The organism is Rhizobium sp. 10N414 (genome assembly GCF_056394785.1).
The window spans coordinates 549,957-575,155 of record NZ_JBFTIN010000001.1; the positions used below are offsets into that span (position 1 = coordinate 549,957).

At 60.8% G+C, this 25,199-nt stretch carries 25 protein-coding genes and 1 tRNA gene; 13 read left to right on the forward strand and 13 right to left on the reverse strand.

Annotation, left to right across the window (positions count from 1 at the left end):
* Positions 1 to 240: 240 nt before the first annotated feature.
* Entirely contained in the window at positions 241 to 1,695 is a 1,455-nt protein-coding gene (locus AC1DE4_RS02710; protein WP_025659749.1) for a mannitol dehydrogenase family protein, read from the reverse strand.
* Positions 1,692 to 3,107 carry a glucuronate isomerase gene (uxaC, locus tag AC1DE4_RS02715; protein ID WP_025659748.1) on the reverse strand — a complete coding sequence of 472 codons (1,416 nt, stop codon included), beginning with the start codon at positions 3,105 to 3,107 and terminating at the stop codon, positions 1,692 to 1,694. Before uxaC ends, AC1DE4_RS02710 begins: the two co-directional genes overlap by 4 nt.
* A 181-nt stretch (positions 3,108 to 3,288) precedes the next feature.
* Between uxaC and AC1DE4_RS02720 the strand changes: the two genes are divergently transcribed.
* On the forward strand, positions 3,289 to 3,498 hold the full coding sequence (locus tag AC1DE4_RS02720) for a SlyX family protein (protein WP_025659747.1): 210 nt from the start codon (positions 3,289 to 3,291) through the stop codon (positions 3,496 to 3,498).
* Between the two features lie 118 nt (positions 3,499 to 3,616).
* Positions 3,617 to 4,060 (forward strand): PACE efflux transporter, encoded by a 444-nt coding sequence (locus AC1DE4_RS02725; RefSeq protein ID WP_477879753.1) that lies wholly within the window; start codon positions 3,617 to 3,619, stop codon positions 4,058 to 4,060.
* Between the two features lie 72 nt (positions 4,061 to 4,132).
* On the opposite strand, the gene AC1DE4_RS02730 is transcribed toward AC1DE4_RS02725, so the two are convergent.
* Both AC1DE4_RS02730 and AC1DE4_RS02735 read right to left on the reverse strand, forming a co-directional pair.
* A complete protein-coding gene (locus tag AC1DE4_RS02730; RefSeq protein WP_477879755.1) occupies positions 4,133 to 5,614 on the reverse strand; it encodes an NAD-dependent succinate-semialdehyde dehydrogenase in 1,482 nt (493 codons plus the stop codon).
* A 32-nt stretch (positions 5,615 to 5,646) separates the two neighbouring features.
* Positions 5,647 to 6,924 carry a 4-aminobutyrate--2-oxoglutarate transaminase gene (locus AC1DE4_RS02735; RefSeq protein ID WP_062375558.1) on the reverse strand — a complete coding sequence of 426 codons (1,278 nt, stop codon included), beginning with the start codon at positions 6,922 to 6,924 and terminating at the stop codon, positions 5,647 to 5,649.
* 199 nt (positions 6,925 to 7,123) lie between these two features.
* Here AC1DE4_RS02735 and AC1DE4_RS02740 point away from each other — a divergent pair, with 199 nt between their 5' ends.
* The 3 genes from AC1DE4_RS02740 to AC1DE4_RS02750 all read left to right on the forward strand — a co-directional run bounded on the left by AC1DE4_RS02740 (position 7,124) and on the right by AC1DE4_RS02750 (position 10,401).
* Positions 7,124 to 7,930 carry a MerR family transcriptional regulator gene (locus AC1DE4_RS02740; protein WP_025659743.1) on the forward strand — a complete coding sequence of 269 codons (807 nt, stop codon included), beginning with the start codon at positions 7,124 to 7,126 and terminating at the stop codon, positions 7,928 to 7,930.
* 73 nt (positions 7,931 to 8,003) lie between these two features.
* Positions 8,004 to 8,627: a ribonuclease D gene (locus tag AC1DE4_RS02745; protein WP_025659742.1), complete on the forward strand. Its 624-nt coding sequence runs from the start codon at positions 8,004 to 8,006 to the stop codon at positions 8,625 to 8,627.
* A 229-nt stretch (positions 8,628 to 8,856) separates the two neighbouring features.
* Positions 8,857 to 10,401: a hypothetical protein gene (locus AC1DE4_RS02750; protein WP_477879759.1), complete on the forward strand. Its 1,545-nt coding sequence runs from the start codon at positions 8,857 to 8,859 to the stop codon at positions 10,399 to 10,401.
* Positions 10,402 to 10,485: 84 nt separating this feature from the next.
* Here AC1DE4_RS02750 and rpsA read toward each other — a convergent pair whose 3' ends face one another.
* From rpsA to AC1DE4_RS02765, 3 genes are all read right to left on the reverse strand, one after another.
* Positions 10,486 to 12,189 (reverse strand): 30S ribosomal protein S1, encoded by a 1,704-nt coding sequence (gene rpsA, locus AC1DE4_RS02755; protein WP_018855368.1) that lies wholly within the window; start codon positions 12,187 to 12,189, stop codon positions 10,486 to 10,488.
* 166 nt (positions 12,190 to 12,355) lie between these two features.
* Positions 12,356 to 13,003: a (d)CMP kinase gene (cmk, locus tag AC1DE4_RS02760; protein WP_025659740.1), complete on the reverse strand. Its 648-nt coding sequence runs from the start codon at positions 13,001 to 13,003 to the stop codon at positions 12,356 to 12,358.
* An 8-nt stretch (positions 13,004 to 13,011) separates the two neighbouring features.
* Entirely contained in the window at positions 13,012 to 13,653 is a 642-nt protein-coding gene (locus AC1DE4_RS02765; protein ID WP_477879761.1) for an FMN-binding negative transcriptional regulator, read from the reverse strand.
* 238 nt (positions 13,654 to 13,891) lie between these two features.
* Between AC1DE4_RS02765 and AC1DE4_RS02770 the strand changes: the two genes are divergently transcribed.
* From AC1DE4_RS02770 to AC1DE4_RS02785, 4 genes are all read left to right on the forward strand, one after another.
* The gene (locus tag AC1DE4_RS02770; RefSeq protein WP_018855371.1) at positions 13,892 to 14,278 is read left to right on the forward strand and encodes a TIGR02300 family protein; all 387 of its coding nucleotides are present in this window, start codon (positions 13,892 to 13,894) and stop codon (positions 14,276 to 14,278) included.
* 150 nt (positions 14,279 to 14,428) lie between these two features.
* A tRNA-Ala gene (locus tag AC1DE4_RS02775) sits at positions 14,429 to 14,504 on the forward strand.
* Positions 14,505 to 14,692: 188 nt separating this feature from the next.
* Positions 14,693 to 15,403, forward strand: coding sequence for a YoaK family protein (locus tag AC1DE4_RS02780; protein WP_169679527.1), 711 nt, complete (start codon positions 14,693 to 14,695; stop codon positions 15,401 to 15,403).
* Between the two features lie 64 nt (positions 15,404 to 15,467).
* Positions 15,468 to 16,253 (forward strand): YdcF family protein, encoded by a 786-nt coding sequence (locus AC1DE4_RS02785; RefSeq protein WP_477879763.1) that lies wholly within the window; start codon positions 15,468 to 15,470, stop codon positions 16,251 to 16,253.
* Positions 16,254 to 16,258: 5 nt separating this feature from the next.
* Here the strand turns inward: AC1DE4_RS02785 and AC1DE4_RS02790 are convergent, their stop codons facing one another.
* Complete coding sequence (locus AC1DE4_RS02790; protein ID WP_018855374.1) at positions 16,259 to 16,741, reverse strand: hypothetical protein; 483 nt, start codon at positions 16,739 to 16,741, stop codon at positions 16,259 to 16,261.
* Between the two features lie 123 nt (positions 16,742 to 16,864).
* Between AC1DE4_RS02790 and AC1DE4_RS02795 the strand changes: the two genes are divergently transcribed.
* The gene (locus AC1DE4_RS02795) at positions 16,865 to 17,500 is read left to right on the forward strand and encodes a trimeric intracellular cation channel family protein (protein WP_025659736.1); all 636 of its coding nucleotides are present in this window, start codon (positions 16,865 to 16,867) and stop codon (positions 17,498 to 17,500) included.
* Between the two features lie 2 nt (positions 17,501 to 17,502).
* On the opposite strand, the gene irrA is transcribed toward AC1DE4_RS02795, so the two are convergent.
* Complete coding sequence (irrA, locus tag AC1DE4_RS02800; protein WP_018855376.1) at positions 17,503 to 17,922, reverse strand: iron response transcriptional regulator IrrA; 420 nt, start codon at positions 17,920 to 17,922, stop codon at positions 17,503 to 17,505.
* A 305-nt stretch (positions 17,923 to 18,227) separates the two neighbouring features.
* Here irrA and fabA point away from each other — a divergent pair, with 305 nt between their 5' ends.
* The 3 genes from fabA to fabI are packed head-to-tail and all read left to right on the forward strand — an operon-like array spanning position 18,228 to position 20,836.
* The gene (gene fabA, locus AC1DE4_RS02805) at positions 18,228 to 18,743 is read left to right on the forward strand and encodes a 3-hydroxyacyl-[acyl-carrier-protein] dehydratase FabA (protein WP_016552232.1); all 516 of its coding nucleotides are present in this window, start codon (positions 18,228 to 18,230) and stop codon (positions 18,741 to 18,743) included.
* A gap of 58 nt (positions 18,744 to 18,801) precedes the next feature.
* Positions 18,802 to 20,025 carry a beta-ketoacyl-ACP synthase I gene (fabB, locus tag AC1DE4_RS02810; RefSeq protein ID WP_477879766.1) on the forward strand — a complete coding sequence of 408 codons (1,224 nt, stop codon included), beginning with the start codon at positions 18,802 to 18,804 and terminating at the stop codon, positions 20,023 to 20,025.
* Between the two features lie 4 nt (positions 20,026 to 20,029).
* Positions 20,030 to 20,836 carry an enoyl-ACP reductase FabI gene (gene fabI / locus AC1DE4_RS02815; RefSeq protein ID WP_025659735.1) on the forward strand — a complete coding sequence of 269 codons (807 nt, stop codon included), beginning with the start codon at positions 20,030 to 20,032 and terminating at the stop codon, positions 20,834 to 20,836.
* Positions 20,837 to 20,886: 50 nt separating this feature from the next.
* Here the strand turns inward: fabI and AC1DE4_RS02820 are convergent, their stop codons facing one another.
* From AC1DE4_RS02820 to rpsO, 4 genes are all read right to left on the reverse strand, one after another.
* Entirely contained in the window at positions 20,887 to 21,294 is a 408-nt protein-coding gene (locus AC1DE4_RS02820; RefSeq protein WP_025659734.1) for an ester cyclase, read from the reverse strand.
* Between the two features lie 31 nt (positions 21,295 to 21,325).
* Positions 21,326 to 22,342 carry a class I SAM-dependent methyltransferase gene (locus AC1DE4_RS02825; RefSeq protein WP_477879768.1) on the reverse strand — a complete coding sequence of 339 codons (1,017 nt, stop codon included), beginning with the start codon at positions 22,340 to 22,342 and terminating at the stop codon, positions 21,326 to 21,328.
* 75 nt (positions 22,343 to 22,417) lie between these two features.
* On the reverse strand, positions 22,418 to 24,568 hold the full coding sequence (gene pnp, locus AC1DE4_RS02830) for a polyribonucleotide nucleotidyltransferase (RefSeq protein WP_025659732.1): 2,151 nt from the start codon (positions 24,566 to 24,568) through the stop codon (positions 22,418 to 22,420).
* Between the two features lie 319 nt (positions 24,569 to 24,887).
* The gene (rpsO, locus tag AC1DE4_RS02835) at positions 24,888 to 25,157 is read right to left on the reverse strand and encodes a 30S ribosomal protein S15 (protein WP_025659731.1); all 270 of its coding nucleotides are present in this window, start codon (positions 25,155 to 25,157) and stop codon (positions 24,888 to 24,890) included.
* Between the last annotated feature and the right edge of the window lie 42 nt (positions 25,158 to 25,199).

Below are 25,199 nucleotides of genomic sequence, written 5' to 3' on the forward strand. Positions count from 1 at the left end.
GAGCCCAGGCGTCGTTCCTGTGCTTGTCACAGGAATCCAGCCACCGGCCGGGCGCGGTGAATGACCATAACTCGTGGAAAGGAACCTCCTGCGCCCAACGACTTGGGCGCAGGATCCCTGTGACAAGCACAGGGATGACGGGTCATGGGAGGGCAACGCGCCAAAACCCAGCCCTCGCCACAGATGGAAGGGCCTCGAAAATCCATACTGCGACGGCCCGCACCGTCGCAGCACCCTTCCTTAGAACAGCGGCAGCTTGTTGTCCTGGATCAGGATCTCAAGCTTGTTCGCCACATCCTCGGTCCAGCCGATATTGCCAGTCAGCGCCGCCGGGAAAAGGCCCGATAGTCCGAACAGGGCTTTCGACACCGCGCCGCCATTGCGCGGCACGTCGGCCAGGAGAGCAGCAATTTCCCCCGCGCGGGGATCGCGCAATTCGTAGCGTTCGCCATCCCGGTTAACGCCAAGGGCATAGCGCATCCAGGCAGCCACTGCGATCGCATAGGTTTCCGCCTTGCTGCCGTTCGCCAAGGCTTCGGCGGCCGGCTCGAGGAGGCGCTGCGGCAGCTTCTGCGTGCCGTCCATGGCGATCTGATAGGTGCGATGGGCAATCGCCTTGTTCGCAAAGCGCGCTATCAACTCGTCGGCATAGACTTCAAGATCGATACCGGGCACGGGATCGAGCGTGGCGGCGGCTGCGTTCATGTGGCGGCGCGCAAGCGCCGCAAGGCCGACGTCATCCATGACGTCGCGGATAAATTCATAGCCGCCTATGTAACCGAGATAGGCTAGCAGCGAGTGCGCGCCGTTCAGCATCCGCAGCTTCATCTTTTCGTAAGCGGAGACTTCCTCGACCATCAGCGCGCCGGCCTTTTCCCATTCCGGGCGGCCGTTGGCGAAGTGATCCTCGATCACCCATTGCGTGAAGGGTTCGGTCTCGATCGCCACCAGATCCTGCCTGCCCGTGTGTCTTTCGGCATCGCGATAGGTGGCATCCGTGCTTGCCGGCGTGATGCGATCGACCATGGTCGATGGGAAGGGCACGTTCTTTTCGATCCACTCACGAAGCTCCGGATCGATGCGAGCGGCGAACTCGAGCACGAGCCGCTTCAGGACGGCGCCGTTGCTCGGCAGGTTATCGCAGCTGAGCGGCGTGAACGGCGCGATACCCTTGGCGCGGCGGCGTGCAAGCCCCTCGACGATGTAGCCGATGACGCCACGGGGCGCATGGCGGTTGGCAAGGTCGGCGGCAATGTCGGGATGCTTCAAGTCCAAGCCGCCGGTCGCGGAATCGAAGCCGTAAGCCTTCTCGGTGACCGTCAGACTGACGATCTTGATCGCGGGATCCCCAAGCCGGGCAAGGAGATCGCCGGGATTGCGGGGCGCCACATGAGCGCGCAGGATCGGACCGATGATATTCGCCGTCGTACCCGATGTATCGCGCACGAGCATTGTATAGAGCCCGTTCTGCTCATTCAGGTGATCGGCAACGTCGGCTGTCCGCAGGCTCGCGACCTCGATGCCCCAATCGCCACCGGCGACCGCAATCGCGGCATCCGTGAACGGCGCGAAATGGGCGCGAAAGAATGCGCCGGGACCGAGATGCAGGATACCCGGCTTCAACCCGTTGCGATTATAGCCGGGAAGCTTGGCAGTCGGCGCGAGGTCGGAAAGGCTCGTCAGACGTTCGGTCACAGCTTGTATGCCTTCTTCGCATTTCCGTAGGAGAGCTCGCCGGCAACGATCTCGGCTTCCTTGCGGGACATGCGGTGTTCGGTCACGAACTGCGCCAGGAAGCGGCAGACCTCGCGGCGCCAGACATCGTGGCGCGCCGGGATCGACAGAAGCGCGCGCGTATCGTCGTTGAAGCCCGCCAGGTTGGCGAAACCGGCCGTCTCCACCACCTGGTCGAGATAGCGGCGAATGCCGTTCGGGCTGTCATGGAACCACCAGGGTGGGCCGATCATCAGGCAGGACCAGTGGCCGGCCATCGGCGCCAGCTCGCGGGCATAGGTCGTCTCGTCGAGGGTGAAGAGGAGGACGCGCAGGCCCGGCGCATGGCCGTACTTTGCGAGCATCGCCGAAAGCCCGCCGACCCAATCGGTCGGCGTCGGGATATCCGCGCCCATGTTCGGGCCGCGGGTCTGGAACAGTTCGCGATCGGTGTTGCGGCGCGAGCCGGCATGGATCTGCATCGTCATGCCGTCTTCGGCTGAAAGCCCGGCCATTTCGGTCAGCATCTGGCCGCGGTAAAGCTCCGTTTCCTCGGCGCTCAGCATCCCCTTGTGGGCCTTGTCGAGCAAGCGCTGCTTGTCAGCCAGCGGCAGGTCCGCTGTGAAGGCCGTCGGCACGCCATGGTCGGTGGCAGTCGCGCCGTACTGGCGGAAATAGGCGCGGCGCTTGCGGTGGGCATCGATCAGCCCATCCCACTTTGTCACGTCGCAATCGGTCAGTTCGCCAAGCCGAACCAGGTTTTCGCGGAAGCCGACGGCATCCGGGTCGGTGACGCTGTCCGGCCGGTAGGTGGTGCGGACGCGGCCGATCCAGCCGTCTTCCGCCATCTTCTGGTGATGCACCAGCGGGTCGAGCGCGCCTTCGGTCGTGGCGATCGTCTCGATACCGAAGCGCTTGTGCAGGGCGCGCGGGCGGAACTCCGGCAGCGCCAGCTGCGCATTGATATGGTCGTAAAGCGCATCCGCATTTTCAGGCGTCAGCGGCTCTTCACAGCCGAGGACGGCCGACATCGCATGATCGACCCAGAGGCTGGAGGGCGTACCGCGGAAGAGATGGTATTGCGCGGCGAAAGCGCGCCAGATGTCACGGCCCTTGGCGACCGGCTTGCCGTCGAGGCGAGGCACGCCGAGATCGTCGAGCTTGACGCCAACGCTGTGCAGCATGCGGAAGAGATAATGATCCGGAATGACAAGCAGCGAGGACGCATCCTCGAACGGCTTGTCGTCGGCAAACCACGACGGTTCCGTATGCCCGTGCGGGCTTACGATCGGCAGGGCCCGAACCGTCTCGTAGAGGTCCCGCGCGACCGTTCGGATTGCCGGATCGGCCGGAAAGAGCCGGTCTGGATGAAGAAAGCCGTTACCAAGATCCATGAGAATTCCTCCCTGAAGGGCTATGGCCCTACCCCACAACGTGGGGCGCGGCAAGGGCTTTTAGTAACCAAACGGTTCACTTTTGCAAATCGCACGTCACCGCCCTCGAAACGATTGACCGCGCGGACTATTTCCGCTTTTCAGATGGCATGACATTGGCCGGTTGCGGCGAGGAGGTTCCATGTCCGAAGAGACGAACCGCATTACAAAGCTCGAGGAAATCGTTGCCCATCAGGCAAAGACGATCGAGGAACTGTCCGATCAGCTAGCCGAACAATGGAAGGTCGTTGAGCAGACGCGGGCCAAGCTGGACAGGCTGACGGAACGGTTTCTGTCGCTTGAGGAGCAATCGCTGGAAGCGCCGGCGATTACACGGCCGCCGCACTACTGAGCAGGGTCCTGCCCTTGTTTTCGACTGCCGGAATACCTATTAAAAGGGTGTGAGGACGACCTCCCCCTCTATGGGCATCAACTCGGGACGACCCGAACATTCCCACTAGGGGTAGACCATGCGTAAAACCGCAGACCGTGTCCGTCACGCCATCAGCTTCGAAATTATCGGACTTGCGCTTGTCACGCCGCTCGGCGCGCTGGCCTTCGGCATGCCTATGGCCGATATCGGCGTGATCGGGGTCGCCGGCGCGACGCTCGCGACAGCCTGGAACTATCTCTACAATCTCGGCTTCGACCATCTGATGCAGTACCTTACCGGCGGCACGCAAAAGAATGTCGCGGTCCGTGTCCTGCACGCGGTCATGTTTGAGGTCGGGTTGCTGCTCGCGCTGCTGCCGATGATCGCCTGGTACCTCGACATCAGCGTCATTCAGGCGCTGACGATGGATGTGTCCTTCGCGCTTTTCTACGTGGTCTACGCGTTCGTCTTCAACTGGGCCTATGACCGCATCTTCCCGCTGCCGGATTGGCAGCTGGGAGGGCAAGCACAGCAAAGCTAACCGAAAAAGACGGGACCGCCGCGGCCGGCGATCCCGTTTGCAATGCCTCAACTGTCGTGAGCGACGTGTCGCTCAGACATTGCCCATGCAGAGATACTTCATCTCCAGATAGTCATCGGCACCGTGGCGCGAGCCTTCGCGGCCGAGGCCAGATTGCTTGATGCCGCCGAAGGGTGCCGTTTCCGTCGACATCAGGCCGGTATTGATGCCGACCATGCCGTATTCCAGCGCCTCTGCGACACGCCAGACCTTTTTCAGGTCGCCGGCGAAGAAGTAGGCGGCGAGGCCGAACTCGGTGTCGTTGGCCTGGGCGATCACATCCTCGACCGTATCGAAGCGGAAGAGCGGCGCGACGGGACCGAACGTTTCTTCGCGCGCGACCTTCATCTCGCGGGTGACGCCGGTGAGCACGGTCGGTGTGAAGAAGGTGCCGGCACCCTCGACGCGCTTGCCGCCCGTCAGAATCCTCGCTCCCCTCGAAACAGCATCTGCAACGTGGCTCTCCACCTTGGATAGGCCCTGCTCGTCGATCAACGGGCCGATCGTCACGCCAGCCTTGAAACCGTCACCAACGGCCATCGTCTCGACTTTGGCCGCAAGTTTGGCGGCGAAGGCATCATAGACTCCTGACTGGACATAAAGGCGGTTTGCGCAGACGCAGGTCTGGCCGGCATTGCGATACTTGGACGCCAGAGCGCCCTCGACCGCTGCGTCCAGATCCGCATCGTCAAAGACGATGAAGGGCGCGTTGCCCCCAAGCTCGAGGCTGATCTTCTTGATCTGATCGGCGCACTGGCGCATCAGAATGCGGCCGACCTCCGTCGATCCGGTGAAGCTGATCTTGCGCACCTTGTCGTTGCCGCAAAGCTCCTTGCCGATTGCCGGGCCGTTTTCTCCGACGATGACGTTGAAGACGCCGGCCGGAATACCGGCCTGCTCGGCGAGAACGGCAAGTGCCAGCGCCGACAGCGGCGTCTGCTCGGCAGGCTTTGAGACGACCGCGCAGCCGACAGCCAGCGCCGGGGCGATCTTGCGAGTGATCATCGCGGCCGGAAAATTCCAAGGCGTGATCGTGCCGACGACGCCAACCGGCTGCTTGATGACGATCATGCGCTTGTCGCTCGACGGCGCAGGGATTGTCTCGCCATAGATGCGTTTGGCCTCTTCCGCATACCATTCGACATAGGCTGCAGCGTAAAGGATCTCGCCGCGGGCCTCGGGGAAAGGCTTGCCCATTTCAGCGGTCAGGATGGCGGCCAGTTCATCGGCATGAGCGACCATCAGGTCATGCCATTTGCGCAGGATCCCGGCGCGCTCCTTTGCGGGCCGCGCGGCCCAGGCCGGCTGAGCAGCGTAGGCGGCGTCGATTGCTTCCCGCGTCTCGGCAGCCCCCATGTCGGGCAGCGAGGCGAGAACCTCGCCGGTGGCAGGATTGAGGACGTCAAAGGTCTTGGTCGCGCCGCCGGCCGTCCAGCTACCGTTGATATAGCCGGCATCGCGCAGGAACGGCGAGGAAAAGGGAACGTGTCTTGTCAATGCAGTCGTGAATGCCATGTCATGTAACTCCAGGCAAAGAAGGGATGGCCCTACTTACCGCTTGCTTCGAGGATCGAGGCTTCCAAAATGTCGAGCGCTTCGCCAAAGACACTATCCTGGATCGTGATCGGGGCGAGGAAACGGATGACGTTTCCATGCACGCCGCACGTCAGCAGGATCAGGCCTTTCTCAAGCGCAATCAGGCGAACCTTGTTGGCGAAATCGGCGCTCGGCAGCTTCGTCGTCTTGTCGTTGAACTCGACAGCGTTCATGAAACCCGGACCGCGGATATCGACGATTTCAGGCACCTTTTCGCGCAGTGATTCCAGGCGCTGCTTCAACCGGTTGCCAAGCTGATTGGCGCGATCGCAGAGATCTTCGTCCTTGATGACGTCGAGGACTGCGTGAGCCGCAGCGATGCCAAGCGGATTGCCGCCATAGGTACCGCCGAGACCGCCCGGTCCGGGCGCATCCATGATCTCGGCACGACCCGTGACGGCGGCCAGCGGGAAGCCGCCAGCGAGGCTCTTGGCCATCGTCATCAGGTCGGGTGCGACCTCATGATGATCCATCGCGAACATCTTGCCGGTACGAGCAAAGCCGGTCTGCACCTCATCGGCGATCAGGAGGATGCCGTGTTGGTCGCAGAGTTCGCGCAGCGCCTTCATAAAGGCGACCGGCGCCGGGTAGAAACCACCCTCGCCCTGAACTGGCTCGATAATGATGGCGGCAACGCGCTGCGGATCAACATCGGCGGCAAACAGCTTCTTCAGCGCGGCCAGCGACTGATCCGGCGTCACGCCATGCAGCTCGACCGGGAACGGGACATGGAAGACATCGCCCGGCATTGCGCCGAAACCGACCTTGTAGGGCACGACCTTGCCGGTCAGCGCCATACCCATGAAGGTGCGGCCATGGAAACCGCCGCCAAAGGCAATCACGGCGGAGCGGCCGGTCGCGGCACGGGCGATCTTCACCGCATTCTCGACGGCTTCGGCACCTGTTGTGACGAAGATCGTCTTCTTCTCGAAGTTGCCGGGCGTCAGCGCATTGAGACGCTCGGCCAAGTGGACGTAGCTCTCGTAAGGCACCACCTGGTGGCAGGTATGGGTGAAATGATCAAGCTGATCCTTGACGGCGGCGATCACGCGCGGGTGACGGTGACCGGTGTTGAGGACGGCAATGCCGGCCGCGAAGTCGATATAGCGTCGACCTTCCTTGTCCCAGATCTCGGCATTTTCTGCGCGATCGGCATAGATCTGCGTCGTCATGCCAACGCCACGCGAGATTGCGGCATTCTTTCGGTCTGTGAGGGTGGTCGCGGCCATCGGTGCGTTCCTGCTCTGGAATGGATGAACTATCTTGCATAACTTCGGCAAGACATGTAGAAAATTCCTACATTTTTCCTGTAAGAATGCAAGCGGCATTTACCGCTTCAAACTGCCGTTGTTTTCAGCGATGGTCGTCGAAGAAAAACTAGGTCGAACAAGACCTCAAGAAGACAAACGAACCGGGAATATTTGGCTTATGAACAACGATATGCCCGTGCGCTACAAAGTGGCGGAGGCGGCAAAATCAGCAGGCGTTTCCGCATCGACCTTGCGCCTTTGGGAAAGCCAGGGCCTCGTCGTTCCGGACCGGTCGGAAACCGGGCACCGGCAATACAGCGCCGAGGACGTCGCACGGTTAAAAAAGATAGCCTGGTATCGAACCGAGCGCGGACTCAATCCGGCAGCCATTCGCGAGGCATTGGAAAGCGAGGAACCATCTGAAAATTCGGATACGTCTGACGCCTCGGATCTAGGTCGGCGGCTGCGCAGTCTGCGCCACGGCGCCGGCAAGACACTGGATCAGGTTGCCGGTGACGTTGGCATTGCTGCCTCGACACTGTCGACGCTCGAACGCACCTCTCAGGGGGTGAGTTTCAAGACGTTGCACGACCTTGCGGCATATTATGGCACCACGGTTTCCAGGCTTTCTGGGGAAGAGCGCGACGACATGCCCGAGGTCGTCCGCGCCGGCGCTTGGCGCACATGGCCGGAAACGACGCCAGGTGTCACGGTGCAGCTTCTGGCCGAGGGCCGCACGATGATGGATTGCCACCGTTTCGTGCTCGCACCCGGTGCGGCGAGCGAAGGCGCCTACCGACACGAAGGGGAGGAGTTCATGCACGTACTCTCCGGGAGGCTGGAGCTGGTCCTCGATTCCGATCAGTTCTTCGATCTCGGACCCGGCGATTCGCTCTATTTCGAAAGCCGTCGCTATCACTCCTGGCGCAACCGTCACGATGGCGAAACCGTCCTCATCTGGATCAATACACCGCCGACATTCTGAGCCTTGGCGGTATCGCCCGCCATGGCTTTGCGCTATAGGCCACAAGTGACAGTTCGAGTGTGAGATGAGATCGATGGCAGCCATCATACGATACCATGAAGGTGATATTTCCGCGGCAGATGCCGCCCGCTATACCGGAGCGATTGCCATCGACACCGAAACGCTGGGCCTTGTGCCGCGCCGCGACCGGCTGTGCGTAGTGCAACTCTCACCGGGCGACGGCACGGCCGACGTGATCCGCATCGCCGCCGGGCAGAAGGAAGCGCCGAACCTCGTGGCGCTGCTTGCCAATGGGCAACAGAAGATCTTCCACTATGGCCGCTTCGACATTGCCGTCTTGTTCCACACGTTCGGCGTCACCATGCAGCCGGTGTTCTGCACCAAGATCGCCTCACGTCTCTGCCGAACCTATACCGATCGGCATGGACTGAAGGACAATCTCAAGGAAATGCTTGACGTCGATATTTCCAAGACGCAGCAATCCTCCGACTGGGCTGCCGCAACTTTGTCCCCTGCGCAGCTGGAATACGCGGCCTCTGACGTGCTTTACCTGCACGCGCTGCGCGACAAGCTGACCGAGCGGCTGGTGCGAGACGGCCGCATCGATCATGCCAACGCCTGCTTCCAATTCCTTCCGACGCGCGCCAAGCTCGATCTGCTCGGCTGGGAAGAAGCCGACATTTTCGCCCACAGCTAAGACGTTTCTGGATTTTGCACGTATGGAACCGGGCGCGGCGATGCGCGTACCGGCCATTAGTAATTCGTTAACGCCGCTTCGCTAGATTATTTACCAATTTTTATGCATTCAACGGCGCGATGGAGCGCCGCGTCGGGCAGACCGAACTGCCGGAGAATGCAACGGGCCGGATGAGCGCGGCCTTCTTGTAGCCTGCCTTCACCGCACTTTACGAAAGAAGGAGCATGACATGTTGTCTCCGGTTCGTGCAGCGTCAAACGGAAGCCTTTCCTCCCAGAGCCAGACCGCGGCCGTCAGTACCGATGGCCTGGTGCGCGCGGCCAGCGCCGTTGCTCCCGTGCATCAGATTCAGGGCGCCGATCTCAATTCTTCTGTTGCCGGCAAGCTCAGCATTCTTCTGCTAGCTGTCCGGGCGCGGATGGTCGACGCCCTTCTCGATGTGCTCAGTGCCACGAGCGAGGCGCTTGCGACCCCGCGCGAGGACGACGAAACCGACCTAGCCTTTGCCTCCCGCCTGGCAGCTGCGATCGAGAAGCTGCCGCCGGCGAAGATCGAAAAAGTCGAGCGACAGCTTGCGATGCAAGGCCACGCAGTTCCGCTTCGCCTGCTTGCAGAGGCGCTCCGGAACCCGGCTGGACCGGAGGCGGCCCGCATCGCCACCTATCTTGAAACGATCCACTACAAGGATCGCGATCTCGCCGCCCGCGCCGTGGTTCGCTCCTACGGCCAGAACGACGCCTCGCCGACGCGCCAGGAACAGCGCACGGAAATTCGCATCCAAAGGGACAATCTTGCTGGGACTGCGCAGGTACCTCTACCGACAAAGCAGGGACCGGAATCTGCACGGCCGCAGACCGCACTGGTTGCCGCGGCCCATATCGATGGCGGCGACGAGCGGACCGAACTCATCAAGAACGATGCAGTCGCTGACGAACCGATCGTCAATCCGACCGCCAAGGCGTCCGCCGAAGAAACACTCGCGGAGCCTAATCAAGATGTGCAGGAGAGCGTGCCGCCCAGGCACGCCTTGGATCCGGCACGGGAAACCGTGCAAGCCGAGACCGCTCGGACAACGTCCAAGGGCGACCCGATCATTCCGAAGAGCTGGCCGGCGATATCAGCCTCGCTGTCGAACGATACCACGAAGCTGATCGTTACAATCATTCAGGACCAGGAAACGGAAGTGCTGCTGGAAGCCGCCGATCCCGATCCTGCGGTCGAGATCGATATCATCCTCGACGAAACGGTCCTCGCCGATCTGCCGGAAGAATTGACCACCCTGCCCGATCTGCATCCATTGCCGGAGGGCATTGCGCGCCAATCGCCCCTCATCGCGGAACAACCGGCAACCGAAGCGGCCGCAGCGGCGGCAAAAAGACACCCTGCCGCGGAACCGCCAGCACCCTTGACGGTGCAGCAGGCGATCGACGAGACCTATGCGCCGGTGCTCATGAAAATCGTCGAGGGCGTGCCGTACGCCACGCAGCCTTACGAGTTCTCGAAGGACGAGGCCGACGATAGTGGCGCCCACGCGATGTACCGCGAGGACCACAACGGCGGCGAGCCGTCGGAAGAGGAAGAGCGGCAGGGCGAGCCGTCGGACGACGACGAAACGGACATCCTGATGGACAGTGAGGCGGCTGCAGCGATTGCCGCCCGAGAAAGTCTGATCAAGGCTGGCACGCCGCCTCACCGCCCGGCGCCGGCCCTGCCAATCGCCGTGAGTGGCGACGAAGCCTATTCGCTCTACCGACGCAAGGTCGACTGGGAATAGCTCGCCATTGCAACGACAGTACAGAAACGAAGAACCCGCCGGATCGCTCCGGCGGGTTCTTTTGTTCTTCAAGCCTGCTGGCGATTATTCGCCGCCGCGGTTCTTCAGAGCCGCGCCGAGAATGTCTCCGAGCGAAGCGCCGCTGTCGGACGAACCGAACTGAGCAACAGCTTCCTTCTCTTCCGCGATTTCCAGAGCCTTGATGGACAGCATGATCTTGCGGTCCTTCTTGGAGAAGTTGGTGACGCGGGCGTCAACAACCTGGCCAACCGAGAAGCGTTCCGGACGCTGCTCGTCGCGGTCGCGCGACAGGTCTGCGCGGCGGATGAACGACGTGATGTCTTCGTGGTCGACGAGCTTCACTTCGATGCCGCCGTCGTTGACTGCGATGACTTCGCAGGAAACGACTGCATTCTTGCGCAGGTCGCCCGAAGCTGCGGCTTCGCCGACAGCGTCCTTGCCGAGCTGCTTGATGCCGAGCGAGATGCGCTCCTTTTCGACGTCAACATCGAGAACGACCGCCTTAACGACGTCGCCCTTGTTGAACTCTTCGATGACCTGTTCGCCCGGACGGTTCCAGTCGAGGTCGGAGAGGTGCACCATGCCGTCAACATCGCCGTCGAGGCCGATGAACAGGCCGAATTCGGTCTTGTTCTTGACTTCGCCTTCGACTTCAGTGCCAGCCGGATGGTTGCGAGCGAATGCCGCCCACGGATTTTCCAGCGTCTGCTTGAGGCCGAGCGAAATACGGCGCTTGGACGGATCGACTTCGAGAACGACGACTTCGACTTCCTGGCTCGTGGACAGGATCTTGCCGGGGTGTACGTTCTTCTTGGTCCAGGACATTTCCGAAATGTGGATCAGGCCTTCGATGCCCGGCTCCAACTCGACGAACGCACCGTAGTCGGTGATGTTCGTGACGGTACCGGAAATCTTCTTGCCTTCCGGATACTTGGCCTGGATGCCATCCCACGGATCCGACTCGAGCTGCTTCATGCCGAGCGAGATGCGGTGGGTTTCCTGGTTGATGCGGATGATCTGAACCTTGACCTGCTGGCCAATGGACAGGATTTCCGACGGATGGTTCACACGGCGCCATGCCATGTCGGTGACGTGCAGCAGGCCGTCAATGCCGCCGAGGTCAACGAACGCACCGTAATCGGTGATGTTCTTGACGACGCCGTCAACAACCTGGCCTTCTTCGAGGTTCTGAACGATTTCAGAACGCTGCTCGGCACGGGATTCTTCCAGAACCGTACGACGCGAAACGACGATGTTGCCGCGGCGCTTGTCCATCTTGAGGATTTCGAAGGGCTGCGGGTTGTGCATCAGCGGGGTAACGTCGCGGATCGGACGGATGTCGACCTGCGAACGCGGCAGGAAGGCAATCGCGCCGTCGAGGTCAACCGTGAAGCCGCCCTTGACCTGGTTGAAGATAACGCCTTCAACGCGCTCACCAGCTTCAAACTTGGCTTCGAGCTTGACCCAGCTTTCTTCGCGGCGAGCCTTCTCGCGCGACAGAACTGCTTCGCCAAGAGCGTTTTCGATGCGCTCGACGTAAACTTCGACTTCGTCGCCGACCTTGAGCGAGCCGTCCTTGGCCTTGGCGCCGAATTCCTTGAGTAGGATGCGACCTTCGACCTTGAGGCCGACGTCGACAACGGCAGAGTCCTTCTCGATTGCCGTTACGATGCCCTTGGTGACATAGCCTTCAGCCAGGTCGTGCTTGGCAAAGGATTCTTCGAGAAGGGCCGCGAAATCTTCGCGAGAGGGAGTAGCTACTGACATGTAATCTCCTGCATATCCGAATCCGGATACGTATGCGCCGGTTGGTTCGTGTTGAACGGGCCTGAACCCAGTCCGCTTCCTGTCGGGAAGCAATCCGGCGCTTGGACGGAATTTCAGGCTTAGTCTTCGGAAGCGGCCCAGGCAAAGCTTGGGCAAATCGCTCGAATTAGGTATTTCGGCTCAAAGCTGCATCGATGATCGATTTCGCAGCTTGAAACGCGGCCTCTATACTCATTTCCGACGTATCAAGCAAGTGCGCGTCTTCGGCTGGTTTCAAAGGACTGTCGGCCCGTCCCATGTCGCGTTCGTCGCGGCGCTTGACGTCGTCGAAAATGGCATCGAAATCGGCAATTCCTCCCTTGCCTGTTATTTCGTCGTAGCGGCGTTTCGCCCGAACCTCGGGACTTGCCGTTACATAGAGCTTTACCGGCGCCGCCGGGCAGACGACGGTTCCGATATCACGGCCGTCGAGCACCGTTCCGGGCGCCTTTTCAGAAAACCGCCGCTGCGCCTCCACCAGTGCACGCCGCACCGAAGGCATGACCGCGATCTTCGAGGCCGCCTCGCCAATCTCATGCTTCGAAAGTATATCGCGATCGAGACCGGCCAGTTCAACCTCGCGCGCCATCTTTTCTGCCACCGCCTCGTCGTCGAGCGTCAGGCCGGCATCGAGCAAAGCCTTTGCCGTCGCGCGGTAGGTCAGCCCCGTGTCGAGATGATGAAAGCCGTAGGTCTCCGCGATGCGGCGCGAGAGCGTTCCCTTGCCTGCGGCTGCGGGTCCATCGATGGCGATTGTAAACTGTTTGGAGCTCATCTGTCCGTTCATGTCTCCGCCAATCCGCCGTAGCGGCGGACGAGATCGACCATGTCTTCCCAACCGGACTCTTCACCGAGACCGGCAACAACACCTTCGCGATCAGCAACCGGTCGGTTCTGGCTGACCTTCCACTTGCCTTCAATCGCTGCAATCTCGATTTCGACGCCGATGATGCCTTTCATCTGCGCGCGGATGAAATCATCAGGCGCATCACCCACTGCCCAAGGCCTGTCGCGTGGGCCTTCCTGTTGCGTGGTGATCGCGTTGATCTGCTGAAGCAGCCAGTCCGCGTCGTCGATGACACGGGCCCTGCCCCTGACCTGTACGATCGCGTAGTTCCAGGTCGGCACGACTTTACCGGTCTCCTGCTTCGTCTGGTACCAGGATGGCGTGATGTAGGCATCGGCGCCCTGGAAGACGGCGAGCACATCCGCGCCGGCGTCGATATCGCGCCACTGCGGATTGGCCTTGGCGAGATGAAGGCGCAAGATCCCCTTTTCGGAGGCTGCGGCATCCAGATGGAAAGGGACCGAATTCGCCATCAAGCCCGAAGCACCCGCAGTGATCAGCATGCCGAGCGGATGTGCCCGGATCAAGGCGTGCTGGACACTCAAGTCTTCCTCACGAAAATGCGGCGGCTGGTACATTTCTCGCACCTATCCCGGCAGCCGGCCACGCGCCGATCTACCCTGCAAATGAACAATCGCCGGCTCACTATCACAAATGGCGGCGCCGGTCATCTGGCGCGCATGAGCGATGCATGAAGTTTGGCTTTGACATGCCGTGCTGCAACGATTATGGGGACCGGCTTATAAATTCCGAATAGAACGCCGGGTTTCACGGCATTTGCCGAATCTTGATTCGGCCATTCTCACGAGGCTAACAGTGGCGAAAGCTGAACTTGGAACGAAGCGTACCGATCCGGAAACCGGCAAGAAGTTCTACGACCTGAACCGGGATCCGATCGTTTCTCCCTATACGGGCAAGTCCTATCCGCTCTCCTTCTTCGAGGAAACCTCTGCTGCCGCAGCGGCTGAAGCCCAGGATGAAGAGGAAGTGGCAGAAGTCGATACCGAAAGCACGGAAGTCGAACTGGTCTCGCTCGAGGACGCTGATGAAGGCGCATCCGGCGACGAGATTCCAGATATGGGTGATGACGACGTCGAAATCGAAGGCGACGACGACGACACCTTCCTCGAAGCCGACGAAGACGACGATGACGACGACATGAGCGACATCATCGGCGTCACCGGCGACGAAGACGAAGTCTGATCGGATTAAGTCTCGGCCCGGACGAGAAAATTTCGCCGGGCCGATTTTTTTGGCTTGCTATCTCCAAAAACCGGAAGTAAGAAGCCGCCACTCCGCGAGGCAAGCGCTTCGCGAAGCATCCCAGGACCGGCCTAGCCGGACCGCCTTGATGGGGCTATAGCTCAGCTGGGAGAGCGCTTGCATGGCATGCAAGAGGTCAGCGGTTCGATCCCGCTTAGCTCCACCAAATTTCTCCCGACACGAATAACACTGGCTGTTCGACGCGTTTGGAACCACTTTCGTCTTAACGGCTGTCGCGCCCGAGGACTGTTCGCTCGCGGTCATTTCCTCATACACTGCTTTGCCAAATTTTTAGCAACTGCGGGTATGTATGGTTCCGATGCCGACTGATCGGCAGCCTGGAGCCTTGGTTCAATGACACGAGAAAGACGGCGGCGCGTCATACACACGCGCAGAACGACGACCGGCCTGGTGCTTGCCGGCGCGATTTCCTTTCTGGCGGGTATGACCGATGCGACCGGACTGGCGCTGACCGGTGATTTCGTGTCGTTCATGACGGGCAACACAACGCGCGCCGCCCTGTCGCTCGGCGGCGGCGATCTACGGCATGCGGCCATTCTACTCTCGGCGATCATGGTCTTCGTGCTTGGCAATGCAGCCGGGATCGTGATCGCGCATTTCGCGGACCGGCGCACCTTCGCCGTGCTTTCCTGCGTCAGCATCGCGCTGGCTACCGCCTCTCTCATGATGGGCGAGAGCGTGGCGATGCCGCGCTTCTATCTCATCGTCGCTTCGATGGGGATGGTGAACGCGGCCGTGGAGCAGATCGAGGGGCTGCCGATCGGGCTGACCTATGTGACCGGAGCGCTCTCGCGTTTTGGGCGTGGCCTTGGGCGCTGGATTATCGGCGACAAGCGATTGGAGTGGACGATCCAGATCGTACCGTGGGCCGGCATGTTTGCGGGCGCGGTGATGGGCGCGCTGCTCACACAGATCGCGGGTGCGGCGGCCCTGTGGGTGATTGCCGTCTTTGCGATGCTGGTTGCGCTCGCCTCTCTGCTCATCCCCAAACGCCTGCAACGTCGGTTTAACGCCACGCCACGTTCGGCGGTGCGCACGAAATGAAGTCGCAATAGAGGCCTATCGAATCAGATAGATGGCGGGCGGAAACCGCTGAAGGAAGACAACCTTGTTTCTCTTTTCAAAGCTCATCTGGATCTTCGGGCAGCCATTGTCGCTCGCTTTCCTTTTCGTCCTGTTTGCCCTGGTGACGGGCCTTGTCCGCTGGCATGCGACAAGTCTCGTTTCCTCGGCGATTGCGGGCCTGATTTTGTTCGTCACGCTCTACACCACCGTCGGCAACTACCTTCTGCAGGGTCTCGAGGATCGGTTTGTCAAACCGCAGGATCCGGCAAGCCTGCAGTGTATGATCGTCTTGGGCGGTGCATTCGAGAACGAGGTGAATACCGCCCGCCGCGGAATAGAGCTCAATGCCGGGGCCGATCGCTTCGTCGAAGCGCTGCGCCTGGCGCAGAAATTTCCGCAGACGCGAATCCTGATTTCCGGCGGCGATGGGTCGATCTCCGGCATCTACGAAGGTGACGCGGCGATATCGGCGCGCTTCTTCCCGATGTTCGGCATTGGCCGAGACCGCCTGGTCGAAGAAACGAAATCGCGCACGACCTTCGAAAACGCGATGAACACCAAGGAGCTTCTGGCAAGCCAAGGTCTTTCGAACTGCCTGCTGATCACCTCCGGCTACCATATGCCGCGATCGGTCGGCATCTTCCGTAAACTTGGAATCGACGTCGTGCCGTGGCCGACGGACTACCGCACTGACGGGCGAGAAAGCCTTGGCTTCGATTTCACGCAGCCGAGCCGGAATTCCCAGAACCTGGCAACGGCAATCCGCGAATGGTTCGGGCTCGTCGGCTACTACCTCGCCGGCCGCACTTCAGAGCTCTATCCGGGCTGAACTGGCTATTTCTTGGAGATCGTCACGAACTTGGTGCCGCGCACACGGGCTGTGACGACACAAGGCTCCTTCGCCTTGTCAGCATCCGGACGATCGCAGAAACGCGGGTGCATCTTCATTGCCAGCACCATGTTGCCGAAGCGCTTCACGAAGTCATAACCGTAGACCTGGGCGGTCGCGATCATGAAATAGCCGCCCTCGGCGACCTGCAGATAGAAATTATAAGTGCAGCCGTCATCATTGCACTGCGGACCCTTCTCGCCGTCGCAGGTGAGCTCACCCTCGTTGACGACGGCGTCGATCAGGCCGTCATTGTTGATATCCTGGCGGAGGACGAAGCCGTCCGAAAATTCCGCCTTGGTGCACTGCTCCTGAAAGTGCTTCTTCTCATAGACCTCCGGATCCGAGATAAGCGATTGCTGTGCGAAGGCCGCAACGGGGGCGACGAGTAGCGCGGCAAGGTTCAGAGCGATCAGGAGCGTTTTCACGAAGGGTTTCTCTTTTGGTCGAATAAGGACGCTGTTGGCCGGACAGTTTGCTTGATCCGGCTTGCGCCGCCCTTGCCGCCGTGATTCATATTCGAAAGATACGCGCCGGTTCTGGAGGACTGCATGCCGCTGTTCGTCTATGTGGATTATGCCGGCGTTGCGCTTTTTGCGGCAACAGGCGCGCTCGCGGCCTCGCGGAAACAGCTTGACCTGATCGGCTTCCTGTTCTTCTCCATCGTCACGGGGACGGGTGGCGGTACGGTGCGCGACATTGTCCTTGGCCGTGTGCCGGTGTTCTGGGTTCTGAACCCGACTTACGTCATCGTCTGCTGCGCCATCGGCGTCCTGGTGTTCTTTACCGCCCACCTCGTTGAATCGCGCTATCGCTTGCTGATCTGGCTCGATGCCGTAGGGCTGTCGGCTTACTGCGTGATGGGTGCCGCGAAGGGCCTCGCCGCCACGGGCTCGCCAACGATCGGCATCGTGACCGGGACGTTGACGGCGACCTTCGGTGGCATCCTGCGCGATCTACTGGCCAACGAGCCGTCCGTGCTGTTGCGGCCCGAAATCTACATCACGGCAGCACTGGTCGGCGGCGGCATATTTACGGCTGCGAACGCACTCGACCTGCCGCTCTATGCGGCCTCTGCCGTCGGTGTCGTCGCGGCATTCTCAGTGCGCGGCGGCGCGCTCTATTTCGGTTGGACCTTTCCGACCTACAAGGCAAAGCCCGGCCGGCATCCTGATGATGTGATGTGAAATCAGCGCCGCTTCGCGCGCAGGCGGATCACGACGTCGACGTGGGCGATTTCCAGCCCTTCCGGCGGCTCCGGCAGATTGCCGATGGTCAGATTACTGACCGGGATATCCAGCACGTCGTTTTCGCCTTCGACGAAGAAGTGATGGTGGTCGGAGACGTTGGTGTCGAAATAGGTCTTGGCGCTTTCGACCGCGAGAACGCGGATCATCCCTGCTTCGGTAAACTGGTGCAGCGTGTTGTAGACGGTCGCCAGCGACACAGGCACTCCCGCCTGCACGGCCTCCTCGTGGAGTTCCTCGACCGTCAGGTGCCGATCGCCTTTGGCGAAAAGCAGGTCACCGAGCGCGACGCGCTGGCGCGTCGGACGAAGGCCGGCGTGTCTCAGCCGTGCCTCAATGGTAAGCGGGGCCTCTGCCACCATCCGACGAACTCCGGTTTAATCTAGCGTCAAGCAATCAGGTTTCATTAGCCATATAACTTTTGCGCAAAAGCGTTTCAATAGTTTCAATGGGGACAAAGAGTGCGAAAACGCCGCAAAATCGGGCTTTTGGCGCAATTAGTGCTGGCCGGGGGCTTGGCCTTCCTGTATGCGACCACCAAATAAGGCGCGCAGCCGGTCCTCCGGAGGTTGGATGAAGCTCAGTCATGCTTATGCTTCATTTTCCGCTGAACTTGGACTAAACGTTCACATCCATCGGCATAGTTGCGGGGGGAATTAGAGTTTTCATGGCGACGAAACAATCCAGCTTCAACTACGAGGAAATTCTGGCTTGCGGCCGCGGCGAACTGTTCGGTCCGGGCAACGCACAGCTTCCTCTCCCGCCGATGTTGATGGTTCATCGCATTACCGACATTTCCGAAACCGGTGGCGCCTTCGACAAGGGCTACATTCGCGCTGAATACGACGTGAAACCCGACGACTGGTATTTTCCCTGCCACTTCCAGGGTAACCCGATCATGCCCGGCTGCCTCGGCCTTGACGGCATGTGGCAGCTGACCGGCTTCTTCCTCGGCTGGCTGGGCGAGCCCGGTCGCGGCATGGCGCTTTCAACCGGCGAAGTGAAGTTCAAGGGCATGATTCGCCCGACCACGAAGCTGCTTGAGTACGGCATCGATTTCAAGCGCGTCATGCGCGGCCGCCTGGTTCTCGGCACCGCCGATGGCTGGCTGAAGGCCGACGGCGAAACCATCTACCAGGCAACCGACCTGCGCGTCGGCCTGTCCAAGGACAAAGAAGCCTGATTGCACCGGGCGTAGTTGCCCGGTTTCCAAGTTAGAAAAAACGAAAAGGTCGAAACACATGAGACGGGTAGTTGTTACGGGTCTGGGTGTTGTCTCCTCGATCGGCAATGATGCCGCCGAGGTCACTGCGTCGCTGCGCGACGCCAAGTCCGGCATTTCCTTCTCCAACGATTTTGCTGAGCACGGCTTCAAGTGCCAGGTCTGGGGTCGCCCGTCGCTTGATCCGACGGATCTGGTCGACCGCCGCGCCATGCGCTTCCTGAGTCAGGGCGGCGCCTGGAACCATGTAGCAATGAAGCAGGCGATCGCCGATTCCGGTCTGGAAGAGAGCGACATCAGCAACAACGCGCGCACCGGCATCATCATGGGCTCCGGCGGACCTTCGACGCGCACGCTGATCGAAGCTGCCGAGATCACCATCAAGAACAACAGCCCGAAGCGCATCGGCCCGTTTGCCGTGCCGAAGGCGATGTCCTCGACGGCATCGGCAACGCTCGCCACCTGGTTCAAGATCCACGGCGTCAACTACTCGATCTCGTCGGCCTGCTCGACCTCGGCACACTGCATCGGCAATGCCGCAGAGATGATCCAGTGGGGCAAGCAGGACGTGATGTTCGCTGGCGGCCACGAAGACCTTGACTGGACGATGTCGAACCTCTTCGATGCCATGGGCGCCATGTCCTCCAAGTACAACGAGACGCCGGCAACGGCGTCGCGTGCCTATGATGTCAGCCGCGACGGCTTTGTCATCGCCGGCGGCGCGGGCGTTCTCGTCCTGGAAGAGCTGGAGCGTGCCAAGGCGCGCGGTGCAAAGATCTACGCTGAAATCGTCGGCTACGGCGCGACCTCGGATGGTTACGACATGGTCGCTCCGTCGGGCGAAGGCGCGATCCGCTGCATGCGCCAGGCGCTCGCGACGGTGAAGGGCGATGTCGACTACATCAACACGCACGGCACCTCGACCCCTGTTGGCGACAGCAAGGAAATCGGTGCAATCCGCGAAGTCTTCGGCGACAAGATCCCGCACATCCAGTCGACCAAGTCGCTGACGGGCCATTCGCTGGGCGCAGCCGGCGTGCAGGAATCGATCTACTCGCTGCTGATGATGCAGGCCGGGTTCATCGGCGAAAGCGCGCATATCACTGAGCTCGACCCTGAATTCGACGGCGTTCCGATCGTTCGCAAGCGCATCGACGATGCCAAGATCGACATTGCCCTTTCCAACTCCTTCGGCTTCGGCGGCACCAACGCCACGCTCGTCTTCCAGCGCTACAACGGATAATAATATGACGGGAATCATGCAGGGTAAGCGCGGCCTCATCATGGGTGTCGCGAACAACCATTCCATCGCCTGGGGAATTTCGAAGGCGCTGGCAGCACAGGGCGCGGAACTTGCCTTCACCTATCAGGGCGATGCTCTCGGCAAGCGTGTCAAGCCGCTGGCCGCCGAAGTCGGTTCAGAATTCGTTCTGCCGTGCGACGTCGAGGACATCGCCTCGGTCGACGCCACCGTCGATGCCATCAAGGAGCGCTGGGGCACACTGGACTTCGTCGTTCACGCCATCGGCTTTTCCGACAAGAACGAGCTGAAGGGCCTTTACGCCGACACCACGCGCGACAATTTCAGCCGCACGATGGTGATCTCCTGTTTCTCCTTCACCGAGATCGCCAAGCGCTGCGCGCCGCTCATGAATGCCGGCGGTTCGATGCTGACGCTGACCTACAATGGCTCGACGCGCGTCATCCCGAACTACAACGTCATGGGTGTTGCAAAGGCTGCTCTCGAGGCGTCGGTGCGTTATCTGGCTGCGGATTACGGACCGAGCGGGATCCGCGTCAATGCGATCTCTGCTGGCCCGATCCGGACGCTCGCGGGCGCTGGCATTTCCGATGCACGCGCAATCCTCTCCTGGAACCAGCGGAACTCGCCGCTGCGCAAGACGGTGACGATCGATCAGGTCGGCAATTCCGCCCTTTATCTGCTGTCGGACCTGTCGGCAGGCGTTACCGGCGAAATCCATTTCGTAGATGCAGGCTTCAACATCACCTCGATGCCGACACTGGACGCACTGCGCACGGCAGACGTGGAATAAGGACCGAAGCCGGGCTTGGAAACGAGCCCGGCTTTTCCGAAACGCATCCCCTACGGATGCGTGACCTGCCGCAGAATAGCAGCCGAATCTCTGGCGCCCCAGCGGGTCGCAATCTTTCCGTTTTCGACGACAAACCACTCCATCGCGGTGAGCTCGTAGCTCTTGTCAGTCGGGTCGTGACCCACGAGACCGCGGAAGAAGCCGGAATAACGCCCGCTTTCCCGGTAGCGGACGACGACGTTCTTCCCCTCGGCGGCGATATCGAGGATCTCGAGGTTGATGTTCATCCCCTCGTGGAGCTCACGCCAGATAGGCTCGACCTCATCGAGACCGCCATATCCCAGAACACCGTAAATCCGCGCATCGGCGGCAAAGAGCTCGCGCAACGCCGCCATGTCGAAGCGGTTGAACGCCTCGACATAGGCAGTCACGAGTTGCTTGTTTGCTTCCGTATCCATAGCTCCCCCTCCCCTTTGGGCTGTTCCGCGGCTACTTCTTCGCCCACAGCACCTTGAAGCGCGCATTGCGGCAAGTTTCGCCGCTCTCCTTGAAGTTTGCTGCAAGCACCGGCTCGTAGGGCAATCCGCGATTGGCAACCAGCAAGAGACGCCCGCCTCCGCGCAGCGCTGAGGCAGCGGTCTTGATCATCGCCTGACCGAGTGACGGCTCCGCCGCATGTCCTTCATGGAAGGGCGGGTTCATGATGATGAGGTCGTACCTGTCCTTGACCGGTTCGCTCGCCAGGTCATGCCAGAAGAAGCGCGCCGGCACGTCGGGGCAGTTCTCGGCCATGTTGCCCTTGGCGGCTTCAAGAGTCGCGTGGTTGGCCTCGTAGAGGTCGAGACGACTGACACCCGGCGAGCGCTCCGCCACTTCGACGGACAGATAACCCCAGCCGGCGCCAAAGTCGGCGACATCACCGGTGAAATCGGTAGGCAGACGCGAGGCGAGCAACTCCGAGCCATCATCGACGCGGTCGTGCGAGAACATGCCGGCCGCGGCCAGGAAACGGCCATCCACGCGCACGGACGGCTTGGAAAACTTGCTGACGACCTCACTAACGTCGGCCGGCCGTCCGAACCAGAGCGCCACGCCGTGATATTTCGGCATGTGTTCGATCTCGAGGCCGAAGCCCTCCATACGCTTACGGAGCGACTGGACGCCATCCTCCTTGCCGCCGGCGATGACGATTAGGCCGCCCACCTTCACGTGCTGAAGCGCGGCAGCGATGTTCGCCTCGTTCTCGCCCTTGTGCTTGTTGCAGAGAACCAGCGCGGCATCGTAGTCCTCGCCTTCGATCTCAGGCGTGGTTTCGATCCGCTGCGAGAGGAGTTGCCTAAACAGCGGCCGGAAGCCCTGTACGGCGCTCAGCGAGGCGGCAAAGCCCTCCGGCAGGGCAAAGCCTGCCTCGGCGCCGAGGAAGAGCACACGCTCGCCCTCGCCGGGCGCTTCAACGGTGCCGCTGGCAAAGGGATGGAACAGGGTCTTCAGGGTTTCGCGGCTCATGATCTCTTCTCGCCTTCGGATACAAAAAGGGCGCGGGAAAACTCCCACGCCCTCGAACGGTTTGAAAGGCGCGGCTTATTCAGCCGCTTCCTCCTTCTTCTTGTCGGACTTTTCGGCAGCCGGGAGTTCCTGGCCAGTTGCCTGGTCGACAACCTTCATCGACAGGCGGACCTTGCCACGCTCGTCGAAGCCGAGGAGCTTGACCCAGACCTTCTGGCCCTCCTTGACGACGTCCTGCGTCTTGGCAACGCGCTCGGATGCAAGCTGCGAAATGTGGACGAGGCCATCGCGGGCGCCGAAGAAGTTGACGAAGGCGCCGAAGTCGGCGGTCTTGACGACCGTGCCTTCGTAGATCTGGCCAACTTCCGGTTCAGCAACGATCGAGTGGATCCACTTGCGGGCCGCTTCGATTTCCTTGCCGGACGAGGACGCGATCTTGACCGTGCCGTCGTCTTCGATGTTGATCTTCGCGCCGGTCTTTTCGACGATTTCGCGGATAATCTTGCCGCCGGAGCCGATGACTTCGCGGATCTTGTCGACTGGAATGTTCATGACTTCGATGCGCGGTGCAAACTCGCCGAGCTGGCCACGGCTCTCGGTGATGGCCTTGGCCATTTCGCCGAGGATGTGGGCGCGGCCACCCTGAGCCTGGCCGAGAGCGACCTTCATGATCTCTTCGGTGATACCAGCGATCTTGATGTCCATCTGCAGCGAGGTGATGCCGTCTGCGGTACCCGCAACCTTGAAGTCCATGTCGCCGAGGTGGTCTTCGTCACCGAGGATGTCGGAGAGAACCGCGAAGCGGTCGCCTTCGAGGATCAGGCCCATGGCGATACCGGCAACCGGCTTGGCGAGCGGAACACCAGCGTCCATGAGTGCAAGCGATGTGCCGCAAACGGTCGCCATCGAGGACGAGCCATTCGATTCGGTGATCTCGGAGACGACGCGCAGGGTGTAAGGGAACTGCTCAGCAGACGGCAGCATCGGACGGATGGCGCGCCACGCGAGCTTGCCGTGACCGATTTCGCGGCGACCTGGGGAACCCATGCGGCCGGTTTCGCCAACCGAGTAGGGCGGGAAGTTGTAATGGAGCAGGAAGCGCTCCTTGTACATGCCCGTCAGGCTGTCGACGTACTGCTCGTCTTCGCCGGTGCCGAGCGTGGCAACGACGATCGCCTGCGTTTCACCGCGGGTGAAGAGCGCCGAACCGTGAGTGCGCGGCAGGAGGCCGACTTCCGAGACGATCGGACGAACGGTTTCGAGGTCGCGGCCGTCGATACGGCTCTTGGTGTCGAGGATGTTCCAACGAACGATCTTCGCCTGCAGATGCTTGAAGATCGCGCCGACTTCTTCGGCCGTGTACTTGGCTTCGCCTTCTTCCGGCAGGAAGTGTGCCTTGACCTTCGCCTTGACGGCGTCGACGGCAGCGTAGCGTTCAGCCTTCTGCGTGTTCTTGTAGGCGGTGCGAAGCTCGGCTTCGAAATGCTTCAGCATCTCGCCTTCGAGTTCGGAGTAGTCTTCCGGCTGGAAGTCACGCGGTTCCTTGGCAGCCACTTCAGCGAGCTTGATGATCGCATCGAGGACCGGCTGGAAGCCCCGGTGGCCGAACATGACGGCGCCGAGCATGACTTCTTCATTAAGTTCCTTGGCTTCGGATTCAACCATCAGAACGGCGTCGTGCGTACCTGCTACAACGAGGTCGAGGATCGACTCTTCCATCTCGTCGAGATGCGGGTTCAGAACGTATTCGCCGTTGATGTAGCCGACGCGGGCGCCACCGACCGGGCCCATGAAGGGAACGCCCGACAGCGTCAGAGCTGCCGACGCAGCAACCATCGACAGGACGTCGGGGTTGTTTTCAAGGTCATGCTGGATGACGGTGACGACGACCTGCGTGTCGTTCTTGTAGCCTTCCGGGAAGAGCGGACGGATCGGGCGGTCGATCAGGCGGGAAACGAGGGTTTCGTTTTCCGACGGACGGCCTTCGCGCTTGAAGTAGCCGCCGGGGATCTTGCCGGCTGCGTAGGTCTTTTCCTGGTAGTTGACGGTCAGCGGGAAGAAGTCCTGGCCCGGCTTCGGCGCCTTGGCGGAAACGACGGTGGCGAGAACCACGGTTTCGCCGTAGGTCGCGAGAACAGCACCGTCAGCCTGACGGGCGATCTTGCCGGTCTCGAGCTTCAGCGGGCGGCCTGCCCACTCGATTTCCACACTATGAGTATCGAACATATGTCTTGTCCTTCAATGCGGGAACATGCGCCTCGCCTTCCAAGGCACGGTGCACGGTCAACCGCAATCGGTGTGACGCATCATGGGCAAGACAACGGGAGGCTTTACATTCATCGGTCCATAAGAGACCGGGCCAAAGCTTGTGAGGCTCTGGCCAAAAGCATCCGGCAATCCTGCCCCATGACAGGTCAACGGTTGGTTTAGCAGAACCGGCCCATCCGGGTCTGCCGGGCAATCCGCCACGCATGGCGGGATGGGGAAGTCTCTCCCCGAAAAAATCCGGCGGGTGTCCCAAGGGGAACGCCCGCCGAAAAAAGCCTTAGCGGCGGATACCCAGGCTGGTGATCAGCTTGGTGTAACGGCCTTCGTTCTTCTTCTTGAGGTAGTCAAGAAGCGAGCGGCGGCTGGAAACCATCGTCAGCAGACCACGTCGGGAATGGTTATCCTTCTTGTGGTCCTTGAAGTGGCCGGTCAGGTTGTTGATACGCTCGGTCAGGATGGCAACTTGAACTTCCGGAGAACCGGTGTCGCCTTCGAACGTTGCGTATTCCTTGATCAGAGCCGTCTTGCGCTCAGCAGTAATCGACATCGGATGTTCCTTTCTATGAGAGGAGATTAGGTCGCCAAAAGC